The organism is Maribellus mangrovi (genome assembly GCF_037646455.1).
Lineage (GTDB): Bacteria > Bacteroidota > Bacteroidia > Bacteroidales > Prolixibacteraceae > Draconibacterium > Draconibacterium mangrovi_A.
Genome location: NZ_JBBIXN010000003.1, coordinates 457,858 through 484,041, shown reverse-complemented (window position 1 = coordinate 484,041; position 26,184 = coordinate 457,858). Strand labels below are relative to the sequence as shown.

The following is a 26,184-nucleotide window of genomic DNA, read 5'->3' as shown; positions in this document are numbered from 1 at the left end:
ACAGAAAAATTTAACAGACTGAAAAATATGGAAGGATCCGCAAATGTACATCGCAAAAATAAACGTAAAAAAGTACTACTAATAAGTGTAGCTATGCTGGCTTTGCTGTTAATTATTGCACTCGCGCTTGCTCCCAAAATCGTCAGAAATTGCCTGAATAAAAACGGCGCTGAAATTAGTGGTCGGACGCTATCGATCGAAAAAATCCGGTACAATTATTTCACCTCAAGTCTGAGGGTATACAACGCCAAAATGTACGAGCAGAATGGTACTGATATTTTCGTTGGATTCGATTCGTTGCTGGTAAATCTAAAGCCTCTGCGTTTGTTAAAACATGAGTTTCATGTGCAACAATTTCAGGTGGTGAATCCAAACACGCGGATCTTGCAAAACGATACAATTTTCAACTTCACCGACCTGATCGAATTTTTCGATACCGAAGAGCATGCAGAAAAGGACACCACCAAATCGCGATCTTATAAACTTAACCTCAACCAGATTGAAATAAAAAAAGGACAGCTGAGTTATACCGACCAGCAACTTGATCACACGATAGGGATGGAGAATATAAGTTTCCTTATTCCGCAAATATACTGGGGTGGTGCTGAAAGTACAGCCGATGTGGCCTTCAATATTGGCGAGGGTGGAAGTATCAGCAGTTCTTTTGATTACAATTCACAAACACACGAATATTCCGGAGAAGCCGACTTTAGAAACCTCGATCTTAAAATTGTTCTGCCCTATATTCAGCAATACATGAACTTTTCCGACATTGAAGGGCTGTTGGATGCCGACATCTTTTTTAATGGCCTGGCTTCCGACCTCAACGAGTTTACTTTGAATGGTAAAGCCTATGTAAATGATCTGGTGCTTGATGATCAGAACAGTCAAAAAGTGCTTGGTGTTAAGCATGCAGAAGCCGATTTAAAAACTATGAAACCATTGTTGTTCAAAGCTGAGCTGGGAATGATCAGACTTGATCAACCGTATATGAACCTGGTACTGATCGATTCGGTTTTTAACCTCGAAAACCTGATTGCTGAGCAAGACGAAGAACAGGAAGCGAATCAGCAAGAGGAAGCCAGTACTCCTTACGATGTTTTTGTAAATAATTTTGTGATTGATAGTGGCCTGATCGATTTTAGCGACCAACGACTTCAGGAAGTATTCAATTACGAACTGTCGGCCGTACATGTTGACATGGATTCCATTTCGCTGACTAGTGACTTGCTGGAGATCACCACCACCATGAAGCTAAACAAGCGTGGAAACCTGGAGGCTAATCTGGGTGTCAATCCACACGATCCGTTTAATCATATCGAGTTGAATTATGTATTGTCCGATTTTCAGTTGCCCGATGTAAATATCTACTCGAAACACTATATGGGTCTGCCGATTTTATTTGGGGAAATGTATTACGTAAACAAAACCGCCATTATCGACCGCCAACTCGAAAGCAGTAACGAACTGGTGATTCGCAATGTCGAAATGGGCCGAAAAACCGGTGGCCTTTATGACATTCCCATTAAACTCGCACTTTTTATTTTAAAAGACATTAATGGTGATGTAAAACTGGATATCCCGGTGAGCGGTGATCTTTCAGACCCAAAAACAAATGTCGGTCAAATCGTTTGGAATACCTTTAAAGGTTTCATGTTTAAAATTGTTGCCTCCCCATTTAAGGCTCTCGGAAATTTGCTGGGTGCCCAACCCGAAGAAATTGAAGAGATCACTCTTGTATACAGCGACACCACACTTACCGGCAAGCAACGTCGCAGCCTCGATCTGTTACTCGAACTGGAAGAATTAAAACCCGAACTGGCCATTGAACTGCAATATTTGAACGACCGAAAGCTGGAACGTATTGATGCAGCTTCACAGATTGTTCAGGAAGCATACAAAGATGAGCACGATAAAAATCCACTTAAGCATCAAAAAGACTACCTCAAATACCTTCAAAACGAAAGTGGTCGCGATTCGTTGGTGATACAGGACTACGAACGACTTTTGGCACTAGATACAGCCAAAGACAGTGTAATTCAATTCCGGGAAAAACAGCGGTTAACGATGGTAAAAGATTACCTGCTCACGCTAAATGATTCTACCTCCATCAGAGTTTTGGATTATGATCCAGATAATGTGCTAAACATTGGTAGCCGGCCACGATTTGCCATTTCGTACAAACTTGCTGAGGATGTTGAAACTCAAAATCCGTAATTTTCTAGCTGATCGGATACAAATATTGTAAAAACACTAAAAGTACAACAATGAAATCCACAATTAACGATAACGATAAAAAGTATCCCAAAGGTTATTTTTTGAATCTGTGGATGGGCATCTGCATTGCCGTATTCTCAGGAGTTGGAATTCCGATCGCCATTATAAGCAAGAATTTTGCATTTATAGGAATTGGCCCGGCCATTGGTGTTTCTGTGGGCATTGCAATCGGACAGGGTATCGAGAACAAGCAGGAAAAAGAAGGAAGGATCAGGCCACTAACCAATGAAGAAAAACGAAATGCCAAACGAATGTTAATACTGGGAATCGCATTACTCTTTGTTCTCGCAATTTTAGGAGTAATCTTTTCTTACGAATAAAATCATAATGCAAAAAGGGAACCGAAGTTCCCTCCAATTATTCCATCAAAAATTTATTCTTCTTATGAATGCCGCGGGCCCAGTAAACAAAAGGAGTGTCCGCAGCGGCTACCACCCATTTCAGAATATAAGTGGTCAGAAAGATTTCGAAAAGAACAAGGCCTTCGTAAACTCCCCAAAAAGCGATGAGAACAAAAACTACACTGTCGATCAATTGCGAAACCATGGTACTCAGGTTATTCCGTAACCAGATCTGATTGTCTTTGGAAAAGCGTTTTCTCCAAAAATGATAAGCCCAGACATCGTGGCGCTGCGAAAGCAAATATGCTGATAAACTGGCAATGGCAATCCGCGGCATCAAACTGAAGATGGTGCTGGTTGCTTCGTGAGCGACCGGAGCAAAATCGTCGCCGGCAAGAGGGATGAATTCCAATGCCAGGTTCATTAAAAATGTCATTGAGATCAGGCTAAAAAACCCGATCCAAACTGCCTTTTTTGCTTCCTGCTTCCCATAATTCTCCGAAAGAATATCTGTGACCAGGAAGGAAGTGGCATAAACAATGTTACCCAATGTTGCCGCCAGTCCAAACAGCTTCACGGTTTGAATCACCTGAATGTTGGCTACGATCACCGAGATCGGGATCCACATGATCAGTCCCCATTTGCCAAACAGGCGATACGCTAAAATAATTAACAGGAAATTGGCCAGTAACATGACCAGCCACAGGATTTCGTTTTGCATTTTTTTAATTTTTATGTCATCGCAGGGTGATGCCACCTGCGAAAGTTTAACATTTCAATTCGGGCTGCAAATGTATGAAAAAAGGTAAAAGTAAAAAGCAAAAAGGCAAAAGTATTTGTTTTTCAGCAGTTTATTATGCTTGCGATTTTTTCAGGATACCAAGCACGCGTTCGTCCACTTTCCCAAAAAGAGAAACACCAGACGCCCCATTATCCATGGCATAACGTATTCCCTGCTCCAACTCTTCATCTGTTTTAAAATCGGGAATGAACAAACCTGCATAAATCGGGAATTTACCGCACAAAAAGTGCAGGCCTTCTTCCACAGCGTCTCCGATCCATTTTACAGGTTCCCGGTAAAATCCGTGGTAAATCATCGGACAAATACCATCCAGGTCCCAGTTGGTCCAGTCTTGCCGAACGATCCTGCGTGCCACTTCGGGCGTTGGAAAAACTGCTGCCGTTATTGGCTTTTTATGCGAATGCGCTAATTGAGCAAGATGATTCACAATATTATTTACCTGCTCGTACCGAAACTTTCGCCACGACGGACTTTGGTCGGGAAATTCCATATCGAGCGGATCGGTACCGTATTGTTCTTTGTATTTCGAACGACAAGAATTGCAGTAACAAAAATCGTACTCGGGTAATTCTTTAGTCTGATCGATGCCGTATTTATCCCAGAGATTTACCGGCAAGATCACATCGCAATACCGCACATAATCCAGGTGAAGGCCATCCACGTAATCTTTTTCCAGAATTGCTTTCGATTGCTGTGTCAGAAATTCTTTGGTCTCGGGTTTTGTTGGACACAACCAGCGGTAATATCCCACATACGGCGGATCGGTTGCACACGATTTTCCGTTACGGCTAACGGCATAAATCTCCGGTTGATTTTCCAAAAGTTGCTTATCTCCGCGATTCATCGTCCATATCCAGCGGTGTGTTTCCAGCCCTGCTTTTTTGGCAATACGAAAGTGATGCTCGCTGTCGGCCTCAAAGAACATTCCTCGAACTCCTGAAGCATAAAACATTTCGTACTTCTCTTTCAACTCCTCAACGCTGGCATTGCGGTTTGGATTTTCCCAAACCCAGTGCTTAATCTTAGGACCTTTCTTTTCCGCATTCGATTCGCTTGCCGATGCTCCCAAAACCGTCATTCCCATTCCGGCTAAAACCGACGACTTGATAAAATCACGTTTATTCATCTCCGCATTATTTAGTTGCTTGTTGTGCAAATCCTTCCTGATCGATCGTTATCACCAATCCGTTGTCAGCAGTTAAAGTAAGCAGGAATTTTGTAGAATCAGCCTTCATATTTAGTTGAAACGTTAGCCCGGCATCCTCACCGCTTTCTGCCATCTTGAGTTCGTTTAGCGATGTTGCAAATCGTTTATGCGCTCTTCGAAACTGTTGTTGATGATAGTAGGTTTCCCAAAGGTATTTGCGCAGAACTTCATCGTCAGGCAACTCGAAATCCACAATGCTTCCCGCCGGTTTTTCTGAGAACCTGACCAGTCCCCAGCGTTCGGGATAATGCATATTGATCACGCCCTGCGGACTCCATACCCAGTTATTCTCATGGAGGTTCTTACCAGTCTCAGGATCTTTTTTCTTGACGTACTTTCCATTCTTAACCTCGGTTTGCCACTGCACCCTAGAAAAATTTATTTTCCAAAGGCTTCCATCTTGTGGCTGAACATATTCGTCGTTTGTGCTTAACGACGAAAACGGAATCTGCATTTCAACACACCATTTTGTATCCATATCAGAAGGATCATTCAATGTGCCTTCAAGATGCACGGCACTTCGAAAACCTTCAGCATTCCAGTGTAAATTAAAAGTACCATCACTTCGATAGGCTTTATTCATCACCAAATCGAGAATTACATTTTGAGCATTGATCTCAAACTCGTAATAATTGTGCGTGTCGCGTGTAGGATCAAGGAAGATCTCGAAATCATTTTCGTGAAAAACGATCATATCATTCGTATCGTAGTAGGCCCAAATGTGTGGTTCCTCGAGTTCGGCATAGACAAACAAACTTTGCTGATCCCAAAGCATTTTAAACCGGGTGCTGTAGGTTGGCCTTGGTTTATCAGCACCTTCAATATCCACGAATTTATCGGACCACCTTGCTTTCTGCCACGATTTCTCCAATGGTTTTCCATCTACAGTTATCGCATCTGTTGTGTGAAAAATAACGTAGCTTTTGGGGGCAGTCAATAACTTTTCAAACGTATTTTGTTTGACCTGTGCAACCGATGTAAAACCGGAAAAGATCCAGGTGAATAAAAAAATGGCACCATTCCTCCACTGCATTTTCTATATCTCGTTGGTGAACTGCAACAAAAATATTAAAATAATTGCATTCGATACCTAATCTTATAAAATTATTAAAAAAGTTACGCCATTTCTAAATCCCGGGAAATATAGTCCCTGTAATCCTTTAAAATGGGATCATATTCATCGTGAAACAGGTGAGAACTCACCATAAAGTCGGCGGTAGAGCGGTTCGATGCAGTAGGAATGTTGTAAAGAACCGTTATTCGCAATAAAGCTTTCACATCCACATCGTGTGGCTGTGGTTGCATCGGATCCCAGAAAAAGATGAGCAAGTCAACTTTTCCTTCGCAAATCATGGCTCCAAGTTGCTGATCGCCACCGAGCGGTCCCGATTTCAGTCGAACCACTGTTGGCGGAACAGTTCCATGCTGTTCACACATTGTACGCAACGTATCATCCACCAATTTCCCGGTGGTTCCGGTACATACCAAATCATGCTGGGCCAACTCTTTCCAGTTGAATCCCACCCACTCCATAATGTCTTTCTTTCTGTTGTCGTGGGCAACTATTGCAATATTTTTTTTCTTCTTCATACGATTAAAATTTTTTGGTTAAAGCATCGTATGTAATTCGTCCCGAATAATCGGGTCTCATTTCATGGCTTTTAATTGTTTTATCCAACAAAACTAAATCAGAGTTCGTAAGTCAAGGAGATCAGTGTGGTGGTTTTTCGGAAGTCTTTTCTGTTCATTTCCAGCACGCTGGGAATGTTATTAATTGTTTTCACCACAAAGGTATATTCATTTTTATCACAAAATGACACCCGGAATCCCTACAAACGAATTTATTTATGTTTATTTAATTTTACAGACATAAACAACTGCAAGACAGCCAAGTAGAACTAAATGATAGATTTTATCTTGTCAATAATGCTCGCAGCCAGTTGTTCTGCTGCCTCCGTTGATTTGGCCTCGGCATAAATCCGGATAATAGGTTCGGTATTCGATTTCCGAAGATGAACCCACGAATCCGCAAAGTCTATTTTCACACCGTCGATATCGGTAACTTGCTCTTTGCAATACAAGTCTTTAACCTTGACTAAAATTCCATCAACATCGATATCAGGTGTTAGTTCAATCTTATTTTTTGAGATAAAATAATCAGGATAAGTTTTCCTGAGTTCAGAACATTTCAAGCCGCTTTTTGCCAAATGAGTCAAGAACAAGGCTGCTCCCACAAGCGCATCGCGACCACTGTGGCTGGCCGGATAAATCACTCCGCCGTTTCCTTCGCCACCAATAACAGCATTGGTTTCGCGTATTTTAGCTACCACATTTACCTCGCCAACAGCAGCCGCACTATATGTATGGCCATGCTTTTCGGTAATGTCGCGCAAAGCCCGGCTCGACGAAAGGTTCGAAACCGTATTTCCGGGAGTTTGGCTCAATATATAATCGGCCACGGCCACCAGCGTATATTCTTCGTTAAACATGCTGCCATCTTCGTTGATGATCACAAGGCGATCCACATCTGGATCGACCACAAAACCAACATCTACCTTACTGTTTTTAATGATTTCGGCTGTCTCAACCAGGTTCTCCGGAATTGGTTCAGGAGTATGTGCAAAATGACCGGTAGGCTCGCAATTAATCTCCACCACATTCTCGATATCGAGCGCTTTAAACAAAGCCGGCATTGCAATACCACCCACCGAATTTACGGCATCAACTGCCACCGAGAAATTGGCATTTTTTATTGCCTCAACATCTACCAGGTCGAGGTTTAATACATGCTGAACATGAATATCGGTATAATCTTTTTCAGAGATTTCGCCAAGCTCGTCTACATCGGCAAAGTTAAAATCCTCGGCCTCAGCAATTTCAAGAATTCGGGCACCTTCCTCGGCATTCAGAAACTCGCCTGCCGAGTTGAGCAATTTTAATGCGTTCCATTGTTTTGGATTGTGACTGGCGGTCAAAATAATTCCTCCGTCCGCTTTTTCCTCGGTAACCCCAATTTCGGTTGTTGGCGTTGTAGCCAAACCAATGTTAACCACATTGCAGCCCATACCATTAAGGGTGGCTACTACCAGAGAACTCACCATTTCACCGGATATCCGGGCATCGCGACCAACTACAACCTTTATGGTTTCTTTACCCGATTTTTCTTTGGCCCATGTTGCATATGAAGCCGTAAATTTCACCACGTCAAGCGGACTTAAACCTTCGCCCGGTTTTCCTCCAATGGTTCCGCGTATCCCCGAAATAGATTTTATTAAGGTCATTATATTCGTTTATTTTGAGCCCAAATATACAAATCGGGACAAGATATTTAGCAGATAGAAATCATGTAAAGCAGAATTGACCAAAATGCAACAAGAGTAAAACAAAAAACACAACAAGTTAACAGTTGATATAAGAAAGTGATAGTTCCCCGAGAATCAGAACAAATAATCCTTAATCTTCTTCCAGCGTCTCGAGTTCTTTTAGCGTAGTTTTCAGCTTGTTAATGTAATTACCGTAAAGCTTTCGGAATCCCCAGCGCAAAAATAGAAATACACCACCAACCAGGATAGTAAGGACTGCAAGTCCGATCAGAATAATAAGAATAAGTTGCTGAGCCTCGATGTCGGCCAACTGAGCGCCCTGATCTTCAATGGTTGCGTTTACTCCTTCGAACATTCCGGAAACAAACGACAGCCCGATGGCCACCATAAAAGTTACCAGCGCCAGGTAGAACAAACGTTTGTACAACAAAAGTGTTTGGATAATTTTTTTGAGGGTTTCGCGGAGCTCGCAACTTACATCGCAGGTGCGTTTTACCCGGTAATATTTCACTACAAAATATATAAACGTAGTGATGATCAGCGCGTTGGCAAAAACACTCAAGAATACCAGCCAGTAGGGCATATTCACGCCCCGGGTCATATTATTCAACAATTGTGGCGACAACAGGAAATCGTCGAAAGCAAAGAGCAGGATCAGCACAAACAAAACCACGAAGCCGATTTTAATGTTGCGATCAATCCGCTCAATCAGGCTTTTGGTCCTTTTGCTCAACATTTCGCGAAGCTGATCTTCGTCCAGTTCACGGCCTGCCGACATTTTCTCCCATGTTTTCTTCAGGTCCTTTAATTCCATGTTCTTATTCTTCAGTATCCATCAGCTTTTTCAACTTCTTCTTAATCCGGTTCATTTTCACCCTTACATAATTCTGGGTGATGCCGGTGATCTCTGCAATTTCCTCGTATTTCTTATTCTCCAAAAACAGCAGAATAATCGACTTCTCCACACCGGTTAACTGATTTACCGCTTTATGCAGACTTTTTATTTGCTCTTCAACTTCTGCATCGTAAACCTCGTCTTCAATCTGAAAGTTATCGTATGTCAATCGATTTTGGTCGGGTCTTCTTTTGCTCTTTTTAAAAGAAGTAATAGCCGTATTTAGCGCTACCCTGTACATCCACGTAGAAACTTTGGATTCTCTCCTGAACGATGGATAAGAGCGCCAAAGCTGCGCCACAATTTCCTGGAAAAGGTCGTTCCGGTCATCCTGTGTATCGCAATAGATATTGCACACCTTGTGAACGATACCCTGGTTCTTTTGAATTATTTGTAAGAATTCCTTTTCCAAAATCGGTTTATTAGTCTTTGATCGGGCTAAAAATTACATGAGCTAATCGGTGATAGCATAATTTCCTGGATTTAAACTCGGAGAAAGTCATCGCTTAGATCATTTTCAGGAATTTAACTTCTTTTTCTGATAAGATCCGCCACTTGCCACGCGGAAGGTTCTTCTTGGTAAGGCCGGCAAAAAATACACGGTCAAGTTTTTTCACCCGGTAGCCAAAATGCTCAAAAATACGGCGAACAATACGGTTCTTCCCCGAGTGAATTTCAATTCCTACTTCGGTTTTGGCTTCGCGATCAATGTAACTCACGGCATCGGCAGCAATAAAACCATCTTCCAGTTCAATCCCGGCTGCAATGGCTTCAATGTGGGCTTTTATTACAGGTTTGTCAGTCGTAACCTGGTAGATCTTTTTCATCTGATGGCTCGGATGGGTCAACTTTTTCGATAAAGCTCCATCGTTGGTAAAAAGCAACAATCCGGTTGTATTTCGGTCAAGACGCCCCACCGGATAAATGCGTTCGTCGCAGGCATTTTTCACCAGTTCCATCACGGTTCTGTCGGCATGCGGATCGTCGGTTGTGGTTACAAAATCTTTTGGCTTATTCAGCAACAAGTATACTTTTCGTTCGGCCGAAAGCTTCCGCCCGTCAAATCGTACTTCGTCGCCGGGCATCACTTTAGTGCCCAGTTCAGTCACCTGTTTCCCGTTGATGGTCACCAGTCCGGCACCAATGTATTTATCAGCTTCGCGACGCGAACAAACACCAGCATTGGCAATAAATCGATTCAGGCGCATGCTTTCTTCAGGCATCTTTTCTGCTTTGGCAACTTTACTGCTCCTTTTAGCTGCCGGTTTTATTTTCTCAAAACGTCGGGTTCTCGCTTTTCCCGGAGTAAATTCTTTTCGCCCTGATTCTTTTTCGACCACACGAGATTTACCCAAACGTTTACCTGTTCCTCTCGCTGCACCTCTTTTCGATGGTCCTGTTGGATCACTTTTTCTTCTTGCACCACCTCTCCCGGTGTTTTTTCCTCTTTGCATGTCTTAAATTCTTTCTGCAAAGATCGATAAAAATTCCGATTTCAAATTTTTTTACTTCAAATCCATTAAATTAGTCGGCAAATAAAATGTTTTACTGTTATGCAATCACACGAAATTGATTACGAAATTAAAGGTCACGATGTCCAACTAGTAGAAATAGAGCTCGATCCAGCTGAAACAGTTATTGCCGAAGCCGGTGCCATGTTGTACATGGAAGACGGTATTCAGTTTGAAGCCAAAATGGGTGACGGGAGTAATCCTAGCTCCGGTTTTTTTGACAAATTGTTATCGGCGGGCTCACGATTAATTACCGGAGAATCGCTCTTCCTCACTCACTTTTCAAACCAGGGCTGGGGCAAAAAGAGGGTGGCCTTTTCGGCACCGTACCCGGGAACCATTATTCCACTGAACCTGCCCGATCACGGTAATCGCATCATTGTTCAAAAAGATGCATTCCTGTGTGCTGCTCTTGGCACAAAAATTTCGATCACTTTCAGCAGGAAACTGGGCGCCGGATTCTTTGGCGGCGAAGGTTTTATTCTTCAGCAACTTGATGGCGATGGAAAAGCCTTTATTCATGCCGGCGGAACAGTAATCGAAAAACAACTGAACAACGAAACGCTGCGTGTTGATACCGGTTGCATTGTGGGTTTTGAAACATCAATCGATTACAGCATTGAACAGGCAGGAGGATTACGCTCGATGGTTTTTGGCGGCGAAGGAATTTTCCTGGCCACATTGAGAGGCACAGGAAAAGTGTGGTTGCAAAGCATGCCCATCAGAAAATTAATTGCTGAACTTTCGCCCCGTGGCGGAAATACACGAAAAGAAGGTCGTTCCGGATTACTCGATCAACTTTTGGAAGGATAGCCCGAAAAAGAGTTGACAGTGGTCAGTTGCAGTGATCAGACTGCTTAAATGAATACTGCGACTGAATACTCCTCACTTTCCTATACTACGCCCGGCAAACTTATTCCTTTAATTTTTCGGTACAGGTCGAGGGCAAAAACATCGGTCATGCCGGCCACAAAATCGACAACCGATTGAATTTTATGATACGTTGTTTCTTCGCTGCTTTTATACTGATCCGGCAACAACGACAATATTTTCCGACTGTATTTATCCTTCGGATTCATAATCGCTTCCACAAACTCTTCGAGCAAAGTACCAATGATCTTATAACCTGCGATCTCGATTTCAACTACCGAACGATGCGCATAAATCTCATGGACTGAAATGTGCTGAACGGATTTCATTGCAGCTGCCGGAACGGTTGAAAGCTGGTCGATCAGGCTTCCTTTAAACTCGCCCGACATGATGGCGGCTTCATTCTCTTCGAAAATACGTATGCTTTCGTAAATCAACTTCCCGATCACCCCGGCCCGCAGGTAACTGATCTGCTCATTCCGATCAGTAACTTTTTGCAGGGTGTCCTTTATCCGCTGCAAGGTTGCATTTTCAACTTCATTATCGTAAAAATCGAGGAACAGTTTTTTAATCTGATCATAGCCCAGAATTCCCAGTTTAAAAGCATCTTCCAAATCCATGATCTGGTAACAAATGTCATCGGCAGCTTCCACCAGGTAAACCAGCGGATGTCGGCAAAAACTACCATCTTCTTTTCGGGCAATCTCAAGAGTTTCAGCAATCTTCAGGTAACTTTTTTTATCCGACTGAAAAAAGCCAAATTTCTGTTTAGTAGCCTGCACAGATTCAAACGGGTACTTCACTATACTCGCCAATGTGGAATAAGTAAGTGCATAACCGCCACTTCGTTTCCCGTTAAACTGGTGAGTTAGTGTTCTGAAAGCATTGGCATTTCCATCAAAATGAGTAAAATCTTTCCACTCACCCTCACTTAATTCCTTTTCAAAATGTTCGCCGTTTCCCTTTAAAAAAAAGTTGGCAATGGCTGCCTCGCCTGAATGGCCAAAAGGCGGATTTCCAAGATCGTGAGCCAGGCAAGCCGCAGAAACGATTGTTCCTATTTCATAGATAAATGGATTATCGGGATAACGCGGTGCAAGTTTTTCGGCCAGTAGATTCCCCAGCGATCGGCCAACACTGGCTACCTCGAGGCTGTGTGTCAGCCGGTTGTGAACAAAAATATGCTCAGGCAATGGAAATACCTGTGTTTTATTTTGCATCCTTCGGAAAGGCGATGAAAAAATCAATCGGTCGTAATCGCGCTGAAACTGTGTACGGTCCTCATGTGAAGCCGACGACTGGTGATCTTCCATCCCGAGCCGTTTTGTTGAAATGAGTCTATTCCAATCCATTATTTATGTTTGTTCCACGAAAATAAATGAATTCTTTTAGCCAAAAAGCAGAAAGCGGATTATTTAAGAACTGTGCCCCAATTAATCGCGCCAGAAAGTTCGTGAAAAGATAACCAACACGGCATAAATCTCAAGGCGCCCGATCAACATTAAAAAGGAAAGGAAATATTTGGCTCCTGACGGTAAATGCAAAAAGTTGCTCACCGGACCAACGGTACCAAATCCGGGACCAATCCCCGCCATAGTTGTTGCCACCGCTCCGAACGATGTTGGCAGGTCGCGAGTCCAGAACATCATAATTATTGTGCCGGCAATAAGGAACATGTAATACACAAAAATATAGGTCATTATCTGCCGCAGAAATTCTTCTTTAATGCTTTGGTTGTTGTAGCGAATTATAGTCACCCGGTTGGGGTGCAAAATTTCGATAAAAGTTTGTTTTAAACGCTTATAGGCAATCAGGTGCCTGATAACTTTTATACCGCCTCCTGTCGATCCGGCTGAAGCGCCAATGAGCATAAGCATAACAATCAATCCAATTGCCTGCTCGGGCCATTGCAGGTAATCGGCCGTGGCAAAACCTGTTGCAGTAATTATCGATACCACCTGGAAAAACGCATTTCGAATGGAATGCTCAAAGTTGTATTCCGGATGCTGATAAAACAATACCAGGCTGAGCGCAAAGCCTACCAGAAAAATGATCTTCAGATAAAGGCGAAACTCTTCGTTGCGAAAGGCATCTTTAAGTCGCCCTCGAATCAAAAGAAAATGCACGGCAAAGTTGGTTCCCGATAACAACATAAACAGAATGATCACATACTGAATGTATGGTGAAAATCCGGCTATACTATCGTTTTTAGTGGAGAAACCACCGGTTGCAACCGTTGCAAAAGAATGGCAAACACTATCGAAAAGTGACATTCCACCGAGTAAAAGCATGATGATTTCAACAAGCGTAAGGCCAAGGTAAATAAACCAAAGGTTTCGGGCCACCCTGGTAATCCTGGTCGACATTCTGTCGTTATCCAAACTCGATGCTTCGGAATAGAAAAGGTAGATCCCGTGGATTTTCAGAAAAGGCATGACGGCAATTACCAAAACGATAATTCCCATTCCGCCGATCCAGTGCGTTTCGGCACGCCACAATAATACACTTTTGGGCAAAGCCTCGATGTTAGCCAGGATGGAAGATCCTGTAGTGGTAAATCCCGAGAATGATTCGAAAAACGCGTTGGTGAACGAGGGAATACTACCTGTTGCCAGATAAGGAACGGTGCCTACAAGTCCCATGATCACCCAACCCAAACTTACAATGATAAAACTCTCGCGGATGTTCGGTTCCTGATGACGCGCCCTTTGTGTGAGCACATTTAATGCAATACCGGTAAATGCAGTTCCCCCAAATGCCAGCAACATTCTTGAGGCCACATCCTCGTGAAAATAATAAGAAACGAGAACAGCAAACAACATAAAGATACTCTCGAAAACCATAACGATCGAGACAAAATGAAGCAGAAGTAAGGTATTTATTTTTGATTTATTCATACTATACAGCGGAACGGATCCGCCCAATCAGTATTTTAAAACAACTGAAACGATGATTCACCTATCTAATTTACAAAACCTTTTGTTAAGCAAAAAGTGGCGGAGGCAGGTTGGTATAAAAGATCAGTACAGGACTTTGTCGGAAACCATTTTCTGAAGACAGTACCAGTGAATAAACGGGACTTCTCCTACTGAATAAGTCGCTAGAGTTGTCTGGAAAAATAAAGTTTACGAACCGGTGGTCTTCATTTTCCACGGAGCTCAGCGAGTCCTGCTTTACAACTAAATCTATATCGGATTGATAATGCTCGGTTTCGGAATCAAGAATATACGATGAATGATTCGCCTGAACTGCTGAGTGCAGCAAGAAAGCCAAAATGAGGCAAAAAAACAATATAAAAATCTTATTCAACTTTTGCGTTCATTTATTCCGGGAACAAAAGTAACAACTCTGCAAACTCAATAAAAGGTTTGGGATAAAAGATGGAAGGTATTCAGGATAATTTAATCCATGCGTACCAGAAAAATGGGAAAATCTGCGGTTACAAGGTGTAAGTTGAATATTCCCTGACATGTCGTGAAAGTTCTCTGGCCCGGTTACCGGTTACTTCATCCAGTCTTTTCCAAAATGCCGGACTATGGTTTTTTATTTCAGTATGAACCAGTTCATGCAGCAAAATATAATCGATTAATTGATCAGGCAATTTCATCATCTGCAGGTTCAGACTGATGTTGTTTTTCGAAGAGCAACTTCCCCAATTGTTTCGGTTATTTCTAATGGTCACCTTCTGATACGAAAATCCATACTGCCCGGCCAGTTCCTTTAAACGCACCGGTAACAGCAGTTTGGCTTCAAAACGATAAACCTCAGTGAGGCAATTTTCGATGTAAGCCTGCGACTCTTCAGTATCAAAATCGGGTACGCGAATAACAATCACGCTCTCCTTTTTCGAAACTCGGTTAACCGGACCAACACCAAATTTAATGGTATACATTTTACTCTTGACCTCCGTGCCCTCGTCCACCCTTGTTTTTCGGTCGTGCATTTTCGACTGTTGCTGCCTGATCCACACCTGATTTTCGAGCAAAAAACTAAGCACTTTCTTCTTTGATACATAATAAGGGAAGGAAACCCGCACCGATTTATCGGGCTTTACACTTAATTTTATATTTTTAGAACGGCGATTTCTTGAAAAAGTCACCTTGCCAATCTCAGTTAAGTGAACTACTTGCTCCGGCATGTGTTAATTATTATTGATAACAAAGACCAAATATATCAAACATGGCAAATAAAAAAATGGAAGTATTTGTTAATCTTACAAAAAACGATACCGTATTGGCGCTGGAAGATAAAATATTGAAAGGCAGCCTGGTTTTCGACTCGTTAAATCCTTTCCCCGGTTACTACCACGAATTACCTACCGATGCAGACTCAATCTACATCTACATGATACTCGCCAAGCAGTATCCCCTGGAAGAGATTTTACGTGCAACACAAAACATTGAGAAACAGTACGACTGGAACTTCGATGCCGGAAAGGCTTATATTACAATCGGCACAACCAGCCTCGACGCCATTCGTTTACGTCACCTTCCAACCATCGATCTGGTAGAAAAAATTCAGGAAGCATATGTTAACCAAGGTATAAATTTCCTGATGAACAAAAAGCTGAAAGGCAAGCTCGAGGCACGTACAAAAATTGTAAAGTTTCTGAATCTCGAAGAGTTAGCGCCGGGAATATACGTGAATGCCGACGATCCAACCTTCGCGTATATTGAAATTTCGCAATACCTCGATGCCGAAGATTTTATAAAAGTGTCGATGGACGTAAAATACAACTGGGAAGGTCACGAATTTGATGCAGCCAATGCATCCATCTATAAAAACGGAAAGTTATCCGAAGTGGTACGGATCCGATCGGATAAAATGGACCTTAAATATTTGCATGCCGTTCAGAAGTTGTACGAAGCAAAGATCAATAAATAAACTGATAAAATATTAAATGGAAGGTGGTACAGCGTGCCACCTTTTTTAATTTTCGGACGCTTTATTTTTACTGTTTAATAATACCTCATTTTTAGTACCTTTGAAAAACAGTTAAACGTTAAATCAAAACCAGCGCTTTAGATGGGAAAAAATACCAGGTTAATTATAATTACAGCCGTGATTTCCGGCCTTTTAGTATTTCTGGGCATTTTTCTACTTCAAAACAACAACTCAGCATACCAGGATCAGCAAACATCATATTCGGTTGCAGAAGTTGGTCGCGGACCGGTGACTTTATCCATACATGCATCCGGAATTGTTGAGTCGGATGAAGAAATCATCGTTCGATCGCCCGACCGTAACATCATCGAGAAAGTGTATAAAAATGCCGGCATCAAGGTTAAGAAAGGTGAACTTCTGCTTGAACTGGACAAAAAAAGTGTTTTGAGTGAAATCGATCGGATGCAGAACCAGCTGGAAATAAAACAAAACTCACTCGAAAAAGCAAGACTCCGTGCCCAAGATACCCGATTAAGCCTCGATAGAAATGAGGAGGTAAAAAAGCTTCGCATCGCCACATTGAAATCGAACTTAGCTAAACAGGAAGAAATGCTGGAAGCAGGAACAATTTCGGAAGAAAGGGTAGAGCGTACCAGGCAGGAAGTTCAATTAGCGGAAACCGACCTTCAAAATCAAAAAGAAAAGAACTCAATCCGCATCCAGCAAATGGAAGCCGACGAATCGGGTTTGTTGTTGCAGATCCACAGCCAGGAAAAAAATCTGAAAGAGAAGCAGGCCTTACTCAATCAGTTAAAAGTAAAAGCTCCGGCTGACGGAGTTATTCTCGCCATAAATACCAGCGAGGGACAACGGATCGAGCAGGATGCGATGCTGTTGCGCATGTCTGACATGTCGTCGTTTAAAGTAGTGGGATGGGTCAATGAAAAGTATGCATCGCGTATTAAAACCGGCAACAAGGTATTTGTTGATGTTGATAATGATCGGCTCGAAGGTGTTGTCGGTGAGATCACTCCAATGATCGAAGATCAGATGATTCACTTTAACGTCCATCTTAACAATAAAAAACACGCGGGTCTCGAAATCAACAAAAGTGTTTCGCTTGAAGTCATCAGCCGCAGCCATGACAATGTGCTTCGGGTAAAAAAGTTTCACGAACTCGAAAACACCAGTCAACATTTGCTGTATAAACTTAACGACCGAGTGGCCACAAAAACAACTATTCTTTTCGGAACGATTGGCAACGACTGGTGTGAAATTCTTTCGGGCGCCACTGAAGGTGACCGTATTTTATTTGGGTATCCTGACGTTGAAAACGGACCTGATAAATTTCGCGTAAAGAAGAAACAACTTCAATAAACTTTCCCGGCCACTAAAACGCACACTATCATTTTTGTAGCTGCTAATTTCTTCTCAGTGTGGAATTTTTCAACAAAATGTAGTAAATTGTCTGTAATTCACCCGACTACAAACAGTTAGTCTTAAATCACAATTATGAAAAAATTAGTTGCAGAATTTTTTGGCACCGCCTGGTTGGTAATCGGCGGGTGCGGAAGTGCTGTGTTTGCCGCAGCTTATCCGGAACTTGGAATTGGTTTTGCAGGCGTAGCACTTGCTTTCGGATTAACCGTATTAACCATGGTTTACGCCATTGGTCACATCTCCGGTTGTCATTTAAATCCGGCAGTTTCCTTTGGTTTATGGGCCGGGGGTCGTTTCGACGGTAAAGACCTGATCCCATATATTATTGCCCAGGTTCTGGGAGCTACCTTTGGTGCGCTTATTTTGTATTTAATCCTAAGCGGAAAACCCGGGGCTGAGATTGGCACCTTTGCCGCCAACGGTTATGGCGCCCATTCTCCCGATGGATACGGTATGGTTTCAGGCCTCATTGCCGAAATCGTGATGACCTTTTTCTTCCTCTTTATAATTTTAGGAGCAACGCACTCAAAAGCTCCGAAAGGATTAGCCGGCATTGCTATTGGGCTGTCGCTCACGCTTATCCACCTCATCAGCATTCCCATCACCAATACTTCGGTTAACCCGGCACGAAGCACCAGCCAGGCTATTTTTGTTGGCGACTGGGCTTTGGGTCAGCTTTGGCTATTCTGGGTAGCCCCGATCATCGGTGCAATTATTGCCGGAATTGTGTACAAAGCATTGTCGCCGGAAAAAGAATAAGCTGAATTTGGAGCAATAAAAAAAGGAGTTATTCTTTCGAAATACTCCTTTTGTGGAGAATACCGGAGTCGAACCGGTGACCTCTTGACTGCCAGTGGATTTTGGTTGATTGCAAATGTATTGATATTCAAATAGATAGCTCGTTGTTAAAATCGCAAAATAGTGTATTTTTATAGCATTTTTGCACCTCGAAAGGGCACTCCAGAAGCTTAATTTTGGATGGATTTTATTTATGCCAGTATTGACATTAATTTTTCAAAAGTAAGGAATCACCTATATATCTTAATATAGTATACAACTTTTTGTTGCATATCTAATAAAACTTGAAACCATAAATGAATGGAGGAGAATGAATAGAAAGTTAGCAATATTTCAATAGCAAAATAAAAATTATCATAATTATTAATTTTAAATGTAAAAAGTATCTCTTAAGTTTATAGAAAAATTTGTCCAATAGGTTCTGACGTTAAACAACTCTCACATTACAGTAACTATGGATTACTTAGAAGTTTTAAAGAAAATTTACAAACCAGAAATTGGTTCAATTTGGAAAGCTCCGAATAATATTTGGACAAGTAATTTTGCTAAAAATAGAAACAGTGAAGATTTTCATCCTTCTATTGTTGAAAAAATCAAACAAGATGAAGTCTCTGTTCAACTTGCTCCAGGCACCACAAAAGAATATCAAAAAGGAAGTTGTGTTTTCAAGGTTGATTTAAAAGGAGATGGAAAATATTCCTTCTTTTTATTAAAACTTTCAATGCCGTATATTATAGATGATTTATTAAATCTTGACCAAGGTTGGAATGGTATTGATTCCCTAAACGAATCTCAATTACAAGACTTCGAGTGGCAAATTAAAATATGTAAAGGATGAAAAAAGCAGAATACATAATTGAATTGGCGAGAGGCAATATGTCACTTGAAGGATACGATTACATTGTTTCATTAGTAAAGTACTATTTGAATAAATTCAGCTGGCCAAAAACAATATTAGATGATAATACAAATAGGGATAAATATTGGAATGATGAGGAAGTCCTCTCTTTTACACAACAACTACTTATTTTCATTCTTGAGAAAGGAAAATTAAAAAATTATCTTAAAATTCCAGAAAACTATATTGAATACTATTTTAAAACGATCATTGTTTCATATGTAGCAGATAAAATTAAAGATTATCAAAACAAATTGGGTCTTAGTTTTGACGACTCAAAACGAGTCTCTTTGGAAATACTAGATGAAATTTATTTTAGTCAAAATACTAAAAGTGGGATTATTTGGAATAAAGAGAATATATTTTCCAATCCCGTATTAGATGATGAAACAATAAACGATATTGTAGCAATTCTTCCTAAAATTCCTATTACAGAAAAAACAAAGCATTATAAACCACGTGTTAAAACAGCCCTCAATGATGTGTTTAGCTTAATTAATAGACCTATTGAACAAAATGTAATATTCAATCAAGTATTTCAGCTATTTGACCAATCTTCTTTTGCAGTAAGCGAGGATGAGCAAATTAAAAATGAAATACGAGAAAATGTTGTTTCACAAGCCATAGAAAAGATTGTTAGTAAACTTGAACAAAGGGATATTCCAATATATCTCGATTATTTTTTTAGTGACAGAAATAATTCACTCAAATCCATTGCAGAAAAGTATAACATTCCAAAGAGTACTGTTCACTATAAAACGAATCAATTTACAAAGGTTATTTCCGAAAGTTTAATTCCAGATAATGAACAAGAGGGTGTATGGTTTCTAGAAAAATTACATAAAACCTTGGACGAAATGAAATAATTAAGGTTTACTAATTGTAGAAGTAAAAATTCAAAACACAATGAACAAGATAATTGATTTCTTGCAAAGTTTATCTGAAAATGAGAACATTCCAGAGAACTCAATAGATAAAGGCAATCTTTCTAATTCATTTAATGATATTAAGGATGAAATTGCTTCGATTAAAGTTAAAGAAAATAAGATTCTTCAATTAAAGAGCAGACCTAAAGCAGAAAAAGGTCAAGTATGGCTTTGTAAGCAACAATATTTTGATGCACTTGGTAATCAAATCATTGGAAACTTTCCATATTTGGTTTTTGTAGTAAGTGGTGTTAATAAATTTGCTAACGAAAACTTCATTAGAATACAACCAATTACTCCTTTTACTGAATTTAGTGCGAATGATGAAATATTAATTAAAGATGATTCTATTGTTGGGTTTGATTTTATAATAGAGACTTGGAATGAACAACCTATTTTGACAGAGTTATTAGCTGAATTTGTGGGCAATTTAGATATAGGAGCATTAAATATTGATAAAACTAAGGTTAACTTGACAGAGGTTCAAAAAGAGTTTCGAAAATCAGAAATAAGAAATACTGCATATTTAAGCCAGTCAATAAAATCATTGATTGAATTTGAGGAATTAAGAGAAGAAAAAACTGTCTTTCTCAATATTGGTAATTCAATTCATTTTCCGAAATCAGTAGATAAAGAGACCAAAACCATAAGTTTAATTAATGATTCTAAACAAGATTATTCACTTGCTGCAAAGAAAGGAAAACTAAAGGACAGACCTACGTCACTTTTTGAAAAGAAAATAGATGGTGTGGAAATAAAAATCAAAGTTGTTAAAGACAATGAAAAATATATTCTAGCAATAAAACAACCAAAAATTGTTGAGCTAAAAGACATTAATGGAAAGGTCATAAAGCAAAATACTCCAAATCTTTATGATGAATTAACTGGTGGGTTATATTTTATTGGCATAAATGGAATTAAACAAGAAATTAGAATCAGATTAAAATAATATGGATAATTATGTAAGTACAGACAAGCAATTAGTTTCGTCAATTAGAAATACAGTATGGATTGATTTAAGTAGTGGTCATAAGGCTTTGAGGACTTCTGTAGAGGAGCAAATAGAAAGTGCTTGCGTTAAAAAGGATGATACTTCTCCAATAATGGTGAAAGGTGCATTTGGGATTGGAAAAACTGCGACATTACATTATATGTTTCATTATGCTTGGACAATACTTGGTGTTCCAGCTTTTCTGTTAAACTTGGATGATATCATCATTGTGATTAAAAATTATCTTGAAAAGAATGATTTGGAAAAACTGCCAAATAAAGATGTAAGCAAAGTAATAGGCGATTTATTATCAGCACAGACAGAACTCTTAAGAAATTCAGACTTTGATGAAATAGAAGGAAATGAAATTTACTTTCCATCATTTGACCAAGGTACTTTGACAGAATATTTATCCAAATTCAAACAAGCAAGATTACACACAACTAACAATGGCGGATATAAAGATGAACAACTACCATTGTTTAGTTTGCAAAAAATAAAAGAAGCAATTGATGGTGAACATAGGTGTCTACTGCTGATAGATGAATTCGAAGCAAAATACCAAGAACTTAAAAGCCTAATTGAAAGTTCTGGTGGTGGTATGTTACGTCATTTCTTTGACGATGTAGCTTCAATTTCTTCAACTAAGTACTATTGTATTATCGGAAATGGACCTGCATCGGGTTATGAATTAAATCAGGACTTAAAAGAAAAATCGGATAGTAATGCAGCAGAACAAAGAAGATTATTTGTAAAACAATTGCAAATGCCAACGGTAGCTTCATTATCTAAAACATTTTTAAGGGATTATCCTAAAGAACATATTAATTTTATTTGGTGGTTATCTCGTTCAAGACCTGGACAAATAAAGAAATTGAAAGATAATCTTCAATCCTTAGACGAATTAAAGGAACATAGTTTTGATGCATTTGTCAGAGAAAACATTGTATTTAAGGACCCGATTGATGATACGGGAGAAGCAAATGTTGTATTTCTAAAATCAGAAATATTTAATGATTATGAATCGCAATTACAATTTCACATAAAAGAATCATTAATTTGCCTAGGTCCTAGAAAAATAGAAATCAATGATGATGACAGCAAAAATGTATTGTTAGATGGGAAACACCTTTTTTCTGTTTCAAAAGATAAAATTGATTTCAACACATTAAAAGACGGATTAAAGAAAGATTTAAAGAAGCAAGAAGAATACCAATCTATAGATGCTGAAAAAATATCTCATTATCTAGACTTAATACTGGAATCTATATCAGATAATGATAAAAAGATATGCTTTGGTTATCTTGACAAATCGAACACAGATAAAGCGCTTGTTAATACATTTTTACATCCCTTATGGAGTATTTTGTATGATATGATTACAATTTATGAGGATGAGAATGACAAAAGTATAAAAAGAATACTCGACTTTCTTTTGACCCAAAATAGCATTGTTGATGATTATGAAAACATTGATAGAACATTTAAAAATGTATATGACCTATTTGATATCAATCAACAACGTGAAGATAGTTTATATATTCAATTAAACCTTAAGACTATTCGAGAAGCCATTGAACAACCAATTGGTTCTCCCAAATTACCTTATAAACAAAAATCCTTAGATTCAAAAATAGAAGAAGTAGATTCAATAGATAAGATATTCATTTGGAACAAAAATGATAAAGAAGAAGTTATCCTTATTCCTAACTACGAAAGCGAAGAACTTCTAGAATCTTATCTTGAAACACTTCAAGAATATTTTAAAGAAAACTGGAATAAGAAAAAGAATTATTTCGGTAATGGTGAATTAATTACAAATGTGGTTTACCTTGAGGAGAATAGCCAAATAAATGAGTTTAAAGAATGGTTATGTTTTAATGGTGATAAAGAAGAATTACCATATAAACTAAAACGAGTTGATATTAAAAATATTGACTCCTATCAAATTCACAATAGCCAACGAATCTCTGATTTTGTCTCATCGCTTACTGAAATTGCAACAGTTGGGTTATATGAAAAAGAGATTGATGAAAAGGATTTAAAAACATATTTGGATAATGACGAAGACAATATTATCAGAATAGATAAAATAGTTGATGTCGTTCTAAAAGCCTCTTGGACTGAAAATAAACAAACAAGAAGAACGATAGAATATTATAAAGATTTACTGCTAATAGGAGACAATAGTGTTTTGAATCAAATTTCAATAGATGCCAAAAAATCGTATAACGAAGAAATAGAAAAATATGTATCTGACATTGAAAAAATTAAGGACTATAGCTACTCCTTAAAACTAAGTGATAAAGACCACCTTGAAACAGTGTTTAGCTCACCAAGTAGACGCTTTATAAGTTTCTCTCTTGCACAAAATGAAAAAATTGATGAAAAATTAGTTGAGATACTTCATAATATACAAGATTTGAAATTATACCCAGATGACGATAAAGAAGATTTATCTCTTATTGGATATAATGGTTTTTTGAAAAAATATAAAAAGGACTTACCTCGTTTTGCTGATGATTTTCATCAATCTGATAAACTCACAAAAGGGATTAAAAAATACATTGAATTATTTTCAGAATATTCTGAGGTTAAAAAAGTAGAAGAAATAAACGGTTTACTGGATGAAGAAAACTTAATTCATAAGTCGTACTTAAACTATTTAGGAGTGTCAACCTATAAAAATTATTTTTTTGATGGGTTGTTCTTAAATATCATTTCTGATAGCATTGAAGACTCTGAAGATTATAAAACATCTTTATTATCTGAATTAGAAAGTAGAAAATCCAAATTACGAGAATTAAGTTCAGAATTATTAGATATCTCAGAAAACTTAAAAGATTTAACGGGTAAGAAAGATGATTTTATTGTTGTAAATGATATTGATAGCTTTTACACAAAAGCGATTATTCCTTTTACCGTATACCTGGAACAAAATTTCAGTATTTCAAACCTATTAATTGGAAAATATATTGAAACAACCATTGACAGAAAGATAAAAACAATTAAAGAATTTATCTCTGACGCAAAAAAACTTGAAAGTTCTTTGCAATCTTATAAGGGTAAAATACAAGATAAACAAGATACAATTAATGATTTATATTCGAGTGACTCTTTGAAAACAAAACTTTTTAAAGAAAAGTATTCGACTCCTAGAAATGATAACTATTTATATTCAGGACTTTTTGTAAAATCATTTAAAAATTTAGGTGGAGGAGATACCTATGATAAAATATTTCAACAAAAATATAAACCTGCAGAAACATTTTGGATTAAAAATGACGATATAAAAGCATTTCAAGGCACATTAAAATCTTCGTTTGACAATAATCTTTCTACGATGGATGAAATAATTGAGAACCTTCAAAGTATTTCAGAGGATGTTGAGAATATGAAAGTAGTAGAAAACAGCATTTTGGACCTAATAAAAGTTGAAGATAATGAGTAAAATAAATTTTGACGATATACAGGAAAATTACAAAACTGCATTAGCTGAGAAAGAAGCTAATACTCAAGATGTAGTTGCTGCAATTAATGATAACGATTTAACAGATAAATTCACTTTAATTCAAAAAGAAAAAGAGCAAATTAGTTCAATAGAAGATTTAACTAAATATCAAAAAAAGATTAAATCATTCTTTTATGAAGTTTATAAAATAATTACAGCCCCTGGTGTTCAGAAGTTTATTGATTGGTTGGATGAATTAAGTTCAAACGGTTTAGAAACAAAGACGCGTAAATATATCACCGAATTTTTAATCAAGGAGTACGCATCATACGATAATAACATTAAAAACATTATTAAAAATAAAGATGTCGTTAAATCAAACTTTTCTTTATTTGAAGATGTAAGGAAATCAGTAAAAGAAAATATTAACAAGAGAATAATTAGTTCTTTCACTTCCAATGATAAAGTCGAGGAGGAATTCCCTGAGTTTATTGAGGAACTAAATGACTTATTGGAAGGCCTTTCTAAAATGAAAGAGTTGAGTTTTATTGATATAAAGAGCTTTTATACAAACAACCTTGCAGAAAACGATAATGACGACTACACAGTTGAGATAGATGAAAAAGCTGATTTTCACTTTAGTATTATTAAACAAGTTGTTGAGAAAAAAGATTTTCTAACAACTAATCAAGAAAACATAAGCCTTTCCTCTATTATTGAACATATAAATAGTAATATACAGGATATTAGAGATTCAATCGAAAAATTAAAAACAATTGACATTCAAAATGAAAAGGATGGCAACATCGCAATTCTCTACAACAAATTCGAAAAAAATTTAGTTTTTGATACTGAGAAAAATAATATATCAGATTATTTAGAAATAGAAATTTCAGGCACTTGGGAAAAGACGATTACAGCGTATACTGCCTGTCAGGATTTTTACACTAACAATCCACAAGCAAAAGTTACTAAGCTTAATAGTAATAAAGATAAATGGTCAAGTTTTGCTTTTGCAAGTAAAATTGAACAATATGTTCTAACTCTCAATAATATAATTTCGGATAATCCGATAAAATCGATTAATACTAATGATATCTCTAAAATTAAAACAGCTTATGCTAAAGTCGAGAAATCAATTAATTCATTGGAAGAAAACAATCCAAAAGAATCTATTCTTGAATTCTTTTCAAGTATCACATTAGATTTTGAACATAAAAAGATTGAGATTTTAAGGAAGTTAAAAACGGAAGTGTCGGATGTCGAAAAAATTGAAGGAGCAGTTGAAGAGATAAAAAGCTTCATTGAGAATATCAAGATAACGGATAATTTGTTAGATGCATTAAATGATGATTTTGTTGATGGAATTTTAGGTTCATACGATTATATCAAAAAAGAATTTACATCAGCAATTGAGAAATCGGATATAAAAGATGACCTGGAGTATTTAGATGAAATTAGTAGCGATGAGTACTTACTAAGTAAAGCTGTTTTAGAAACTAATTTAGAGAGATTTAAAAGACTCTTAGAATATGACCTAATCAATATTAACCTTACGAAGAACATATAA

22 protein-coding genes are annotated in these 26,184 nt (G+C 38.4%); 11 read left to right on the top strand and 11 right to left on the bottom strand.

Annotated elements, in window-relative coordinates; translation table 11 throughout:
- The first annotated feature begins 27 nt into the window (after positions 1-27).
- Both WFY05_RS14905 and WFY05_RS14900 read left to right on the top strand, forming a co-directional pair.
- Positions 28-2,217 carry a DUF748 domain-containing protein gene (locus WFY05_RS14905; protein WP_340113692.1) on the top strand — a complete coding sequence of 730 codons (2,190 nt, stop codon included), beginning with the start codon at positions 28-30 and terminating at the stop codon, positions 2,215-2,217.
- A 50-nt stretch (positions 2,218-2,267) separates the two neighbouring features.
- On the top strand, positions 2,268-2,597 hold the full coding sequence (locus WFY05_RS14900; RefSeq protein WP_340113691.1) for a hypothetical protein: 330 nt from the start codon (positions 2,268-2,270) through the stop codon (positions 2,595-2,597).
- 37 nt (positions 2,598-2,634) lie between these two features.
- On the opposite strand, the gene WFY05_RS14895 is transcribed toward WFY05_RS14900, so the two are convergent.
- The 8 genes from WFY05_RS14895 to WFY05_RS14860 form a co-directional block, all read right to left on the bottom strand.
- Complete coding sequence (locus WFY05_RS14895; RefSeq protein WP_340113690.1) at positions 2,635-3,339, bottom strand: queuosine precursor transporter; 705 nt, start codon at positions 3,337-3,339, stop codon at positions 2,635-2,637.
- Between the two features lie 133 nt (positions 3,340-3,472).
- Complete coding sequence (locus WFY05_RS14890) at positions 3,473-4,546, bottom strand: family 10 glycosylhydrolase (protein ID WP_340113689.1); 1,074 nt, start codon at positions 4,544-4,546, stop codon at positions 3,473-3,475.
- 7 nt (positions 4,547-4,553) lie between these two features.
- Positions 4,554-5,660 (bottom strand): carbohydrate-binding family 9-like protein, encoded by a 1,107-nt coding sequence (locus WFY05_RS14885; protein ID WP_340113688.1) that lies wholly within the window; start codon positions 5,658-5,660, stop codon positions 4,554-4,556.
- 83 nt (positions 5,661-5,743) lie between these two features.
- Entirely contained in the window at positions 5,744-6,217 is a 474-nt protein-coding gene (locus WFY05_RS14880; protein WP_340113687.1) for a methylglyoxal synthase, read from the bottom strand.
- 308 nt (positions 6,218-6,525) lie between these two features.
- Positions 6,526-7,908 carry a phosphoglucosamine mutase gene (gene glmM, locus WFY05_RS14875; RefSeq protein ID WP_340113686.1) on the bottom strand — a complete coding sequence of 461 codons (1,383 nt, stop codon included), beginning with the start codon at positions 7,906-7,908 and terminating at the stop codon, positions 6,526-6,528.
- 172 nt (positions 7,909-8,080) lie between these two features.
- Complete coding sequence (locus WFY05_RS14870; RefSeq protein ID WP_340113685.1) at positions 8,081-8,764, bottom strand: DUF8845 family protein; 684 nt, start codon at positions 8,762-8,764, stop codon at positions 8,081-8,083.
- Between the two features lie 4 nt (positions 8,765-8,768).
- Complete coding sequence (locus WFY05_RS14865) at positions 8,769-9,257, bottom strand: RNA polymerase sigma factor (RefSeq protein ID WP_340113684.1); 489 nt, start codon at positions 9,255-9,257, stop codon at positions 8,769-8,771.
- A 94-nt stretch (positions 9,258-9,351) separates the two neighbouring features.
- A complete protein-coding gene (locus WFY05_RS14860; RefSeq protein WP_340113683.1) occupies positions 9,352-10,299 on the bottom strand; it encodes a pseudouridine synthase in 948 nt (315 codons plus the stop codon).
- A gap of 99 nt (positions 10,300-10,398) precedes the next feature.
- Here WFY05_RS14860 and WFY05_RS14855 point away from each other — a divergent pair, with 99 nt between their 5' ends.
- Entirely contained in the window at positions 10,399-11,169 is a 771-nt protein-coding gene (locus WFY05_RS14855) for a TIGR00266 family protein (protein WP_340113682.1), read from the top strand.
- Positions 11,170-11,249: 80 nt separating this feature from the next.
- Here WFY05_RS14855 and WFY05_RS14850 read toward each other — a convergent pair whose 3' ends face one another.
- The 3 genes from WFY05_RS14850 to WFY05_RS14840 all read right to left on the bottom strand — a co-directional run bounded on the left by WFY05_RS14850 (position 11,250) and on the right by WFY05_RS14840 (position 15,364).
- Complete coding sequence (locus WFY05_RS14850; protein ID WP_340113681.1) at positions 11,250-12,578, bottom strand: deoxyguanosinetriphosphate triphosphohydrolase; 1,329 nt, start codon at positions 12,576-12,578, stop codon at positions 11,250-11,252.
- A gap of 81 nt (positions 12,579-12,659) precedes the next feature.
- Positions 12,660-14,123 carry a TrkH family potassium uptake protein gene (locus WFY05_RS14845; RefSeq protein ID WP_340113680.1) on the bottom strand — a complete coding sequence of 488 codons (1,464 nt, stop codon included), beginning with the start codon at positions 14,121-14,123 and terminating at the stop codon, positions 12,660-12,662.
- 542 nt (positions 14,124-14,665) lie between these two features.
- Positions 14,666-15,364: a M48 family metallopeptidase gene (locus tag WFY05_RS14840; RefSeq protein ID WP_340113679.1), complete on the bottom strand. Its 699-nt coding sequence runs from the start codon at positions 15,362-15,364 to the stop codon at positions 14,666-14,668.
- Positions 15,365-15,405: 41 nt separating this feature from the next.
- Here WFY05_RS14840 and WFY05_RS14835 point away from each other — a divergent pair, with 41 nt between their 5' ends.
- The 8 genes from WFY05_RS14835 (at position 15,406) to WFY05_RS14800 (ending at position 26,184) form a co-directional block, all read left to right on the top strand.
- The gene (locus WFY05_RS14835; protein ID WP_340113678.1) at positions 15,406-16,110 is read left to right on the top strand and encodes a hypothetical protein; all 705 of its coding nucleotides are present in this window, start codon (positions 15,406-15,408) and stop codon (positions 16,108-16,110) included.
- A gap of 141 nt (positions 16,111-16,251) precedes the next feature.
- Positions 16,252-17,487: an efflux RND transporter periplasmic adaptor subunit gene (locus tag WFY05_RS14830; protein WP_340113677.1), complete on the top strand. Its 1,236-nt coding sequence runs from the start codon at positions 16,252-16,254 to the stop codon at positions 17,485-17,487.
- Between the two features lie 135 nt (positions 17,488-17,622).
- Positions 17,623-18,309: an aquaporin Z gene (gene aqpZ, locus WFY05_RS14825; protein ID WP_340113676.1), complete on the top strand. Its 687-nt coding sequence runs from the start codon at positions 17,623-17,625 to the stop codon at positions 18,307-18,309.
- 493 nt (positions 18,310-18,802) lie between these two features.
- Positions 18,803-19,186, top strand: coding sequence for a hypothetical protein (locus tag WFY05_RS14820; protein ID WP_340113675.1), 384 nt, complete (start codon positions 18,803-18,805; stop codon positions 19,184-19,186).
- The gene (locus WFY05_RS14815) at positions 19,183-20,112 is read left to right on the top strand and encodes a hypothetical protein (RefSeq protein ID WP_340113674.1); all 930 of its coding nucleotides are present in this window, start codon (positions 19,183-19,185) and stop codon (positions 20,110-20,112) included. Before WFY05_RS14820 ends, WFY05_RS14815 begins: the two co-directional genes overlap by 4 nt.
- A gap of 40 nt (positions 20,113-20,152) precedes the next feature.
- Positions 20,153-21,121 carry a hypothetical protein gene (locus WFY05_RS14810; RefSeq protein WP_340113673.1) on the top strand — a complete coding sequence of 323 codons (969 nt, stop codon included), beginning with the start codon at positions 20,153-20,155 and terminating at the stop codon, positions 21,119-21,121.
- Position 21,122: 1 nt separating this feature from the next.
- The gene (locus WFY05_RS14805; protein ID WP_340113672.1) at positions 21,123-24,614 is read left to right on the top strand and encodes a hypothetical protein; all 3,492 of its coding nucleotides are present in this window, start codon (positions 21,123-21,125) and stop codon (positions 24,612-24,614) included.
- Positions 24,607-26,184: a hypothetical protein gene (locus WFY05_RS14800; RefSeq protein ID WP_340113671.1), complete on the top strand. Its 1,578-nt coding sequence runs from the start codon at positions 24,607-24,609 to the stop codon at positions 26,182-26,184. The genes WFY05_RS14805 and WFY05_RS14800 overlap by 8 nt, the downstream gene beginning before the upstream one ends.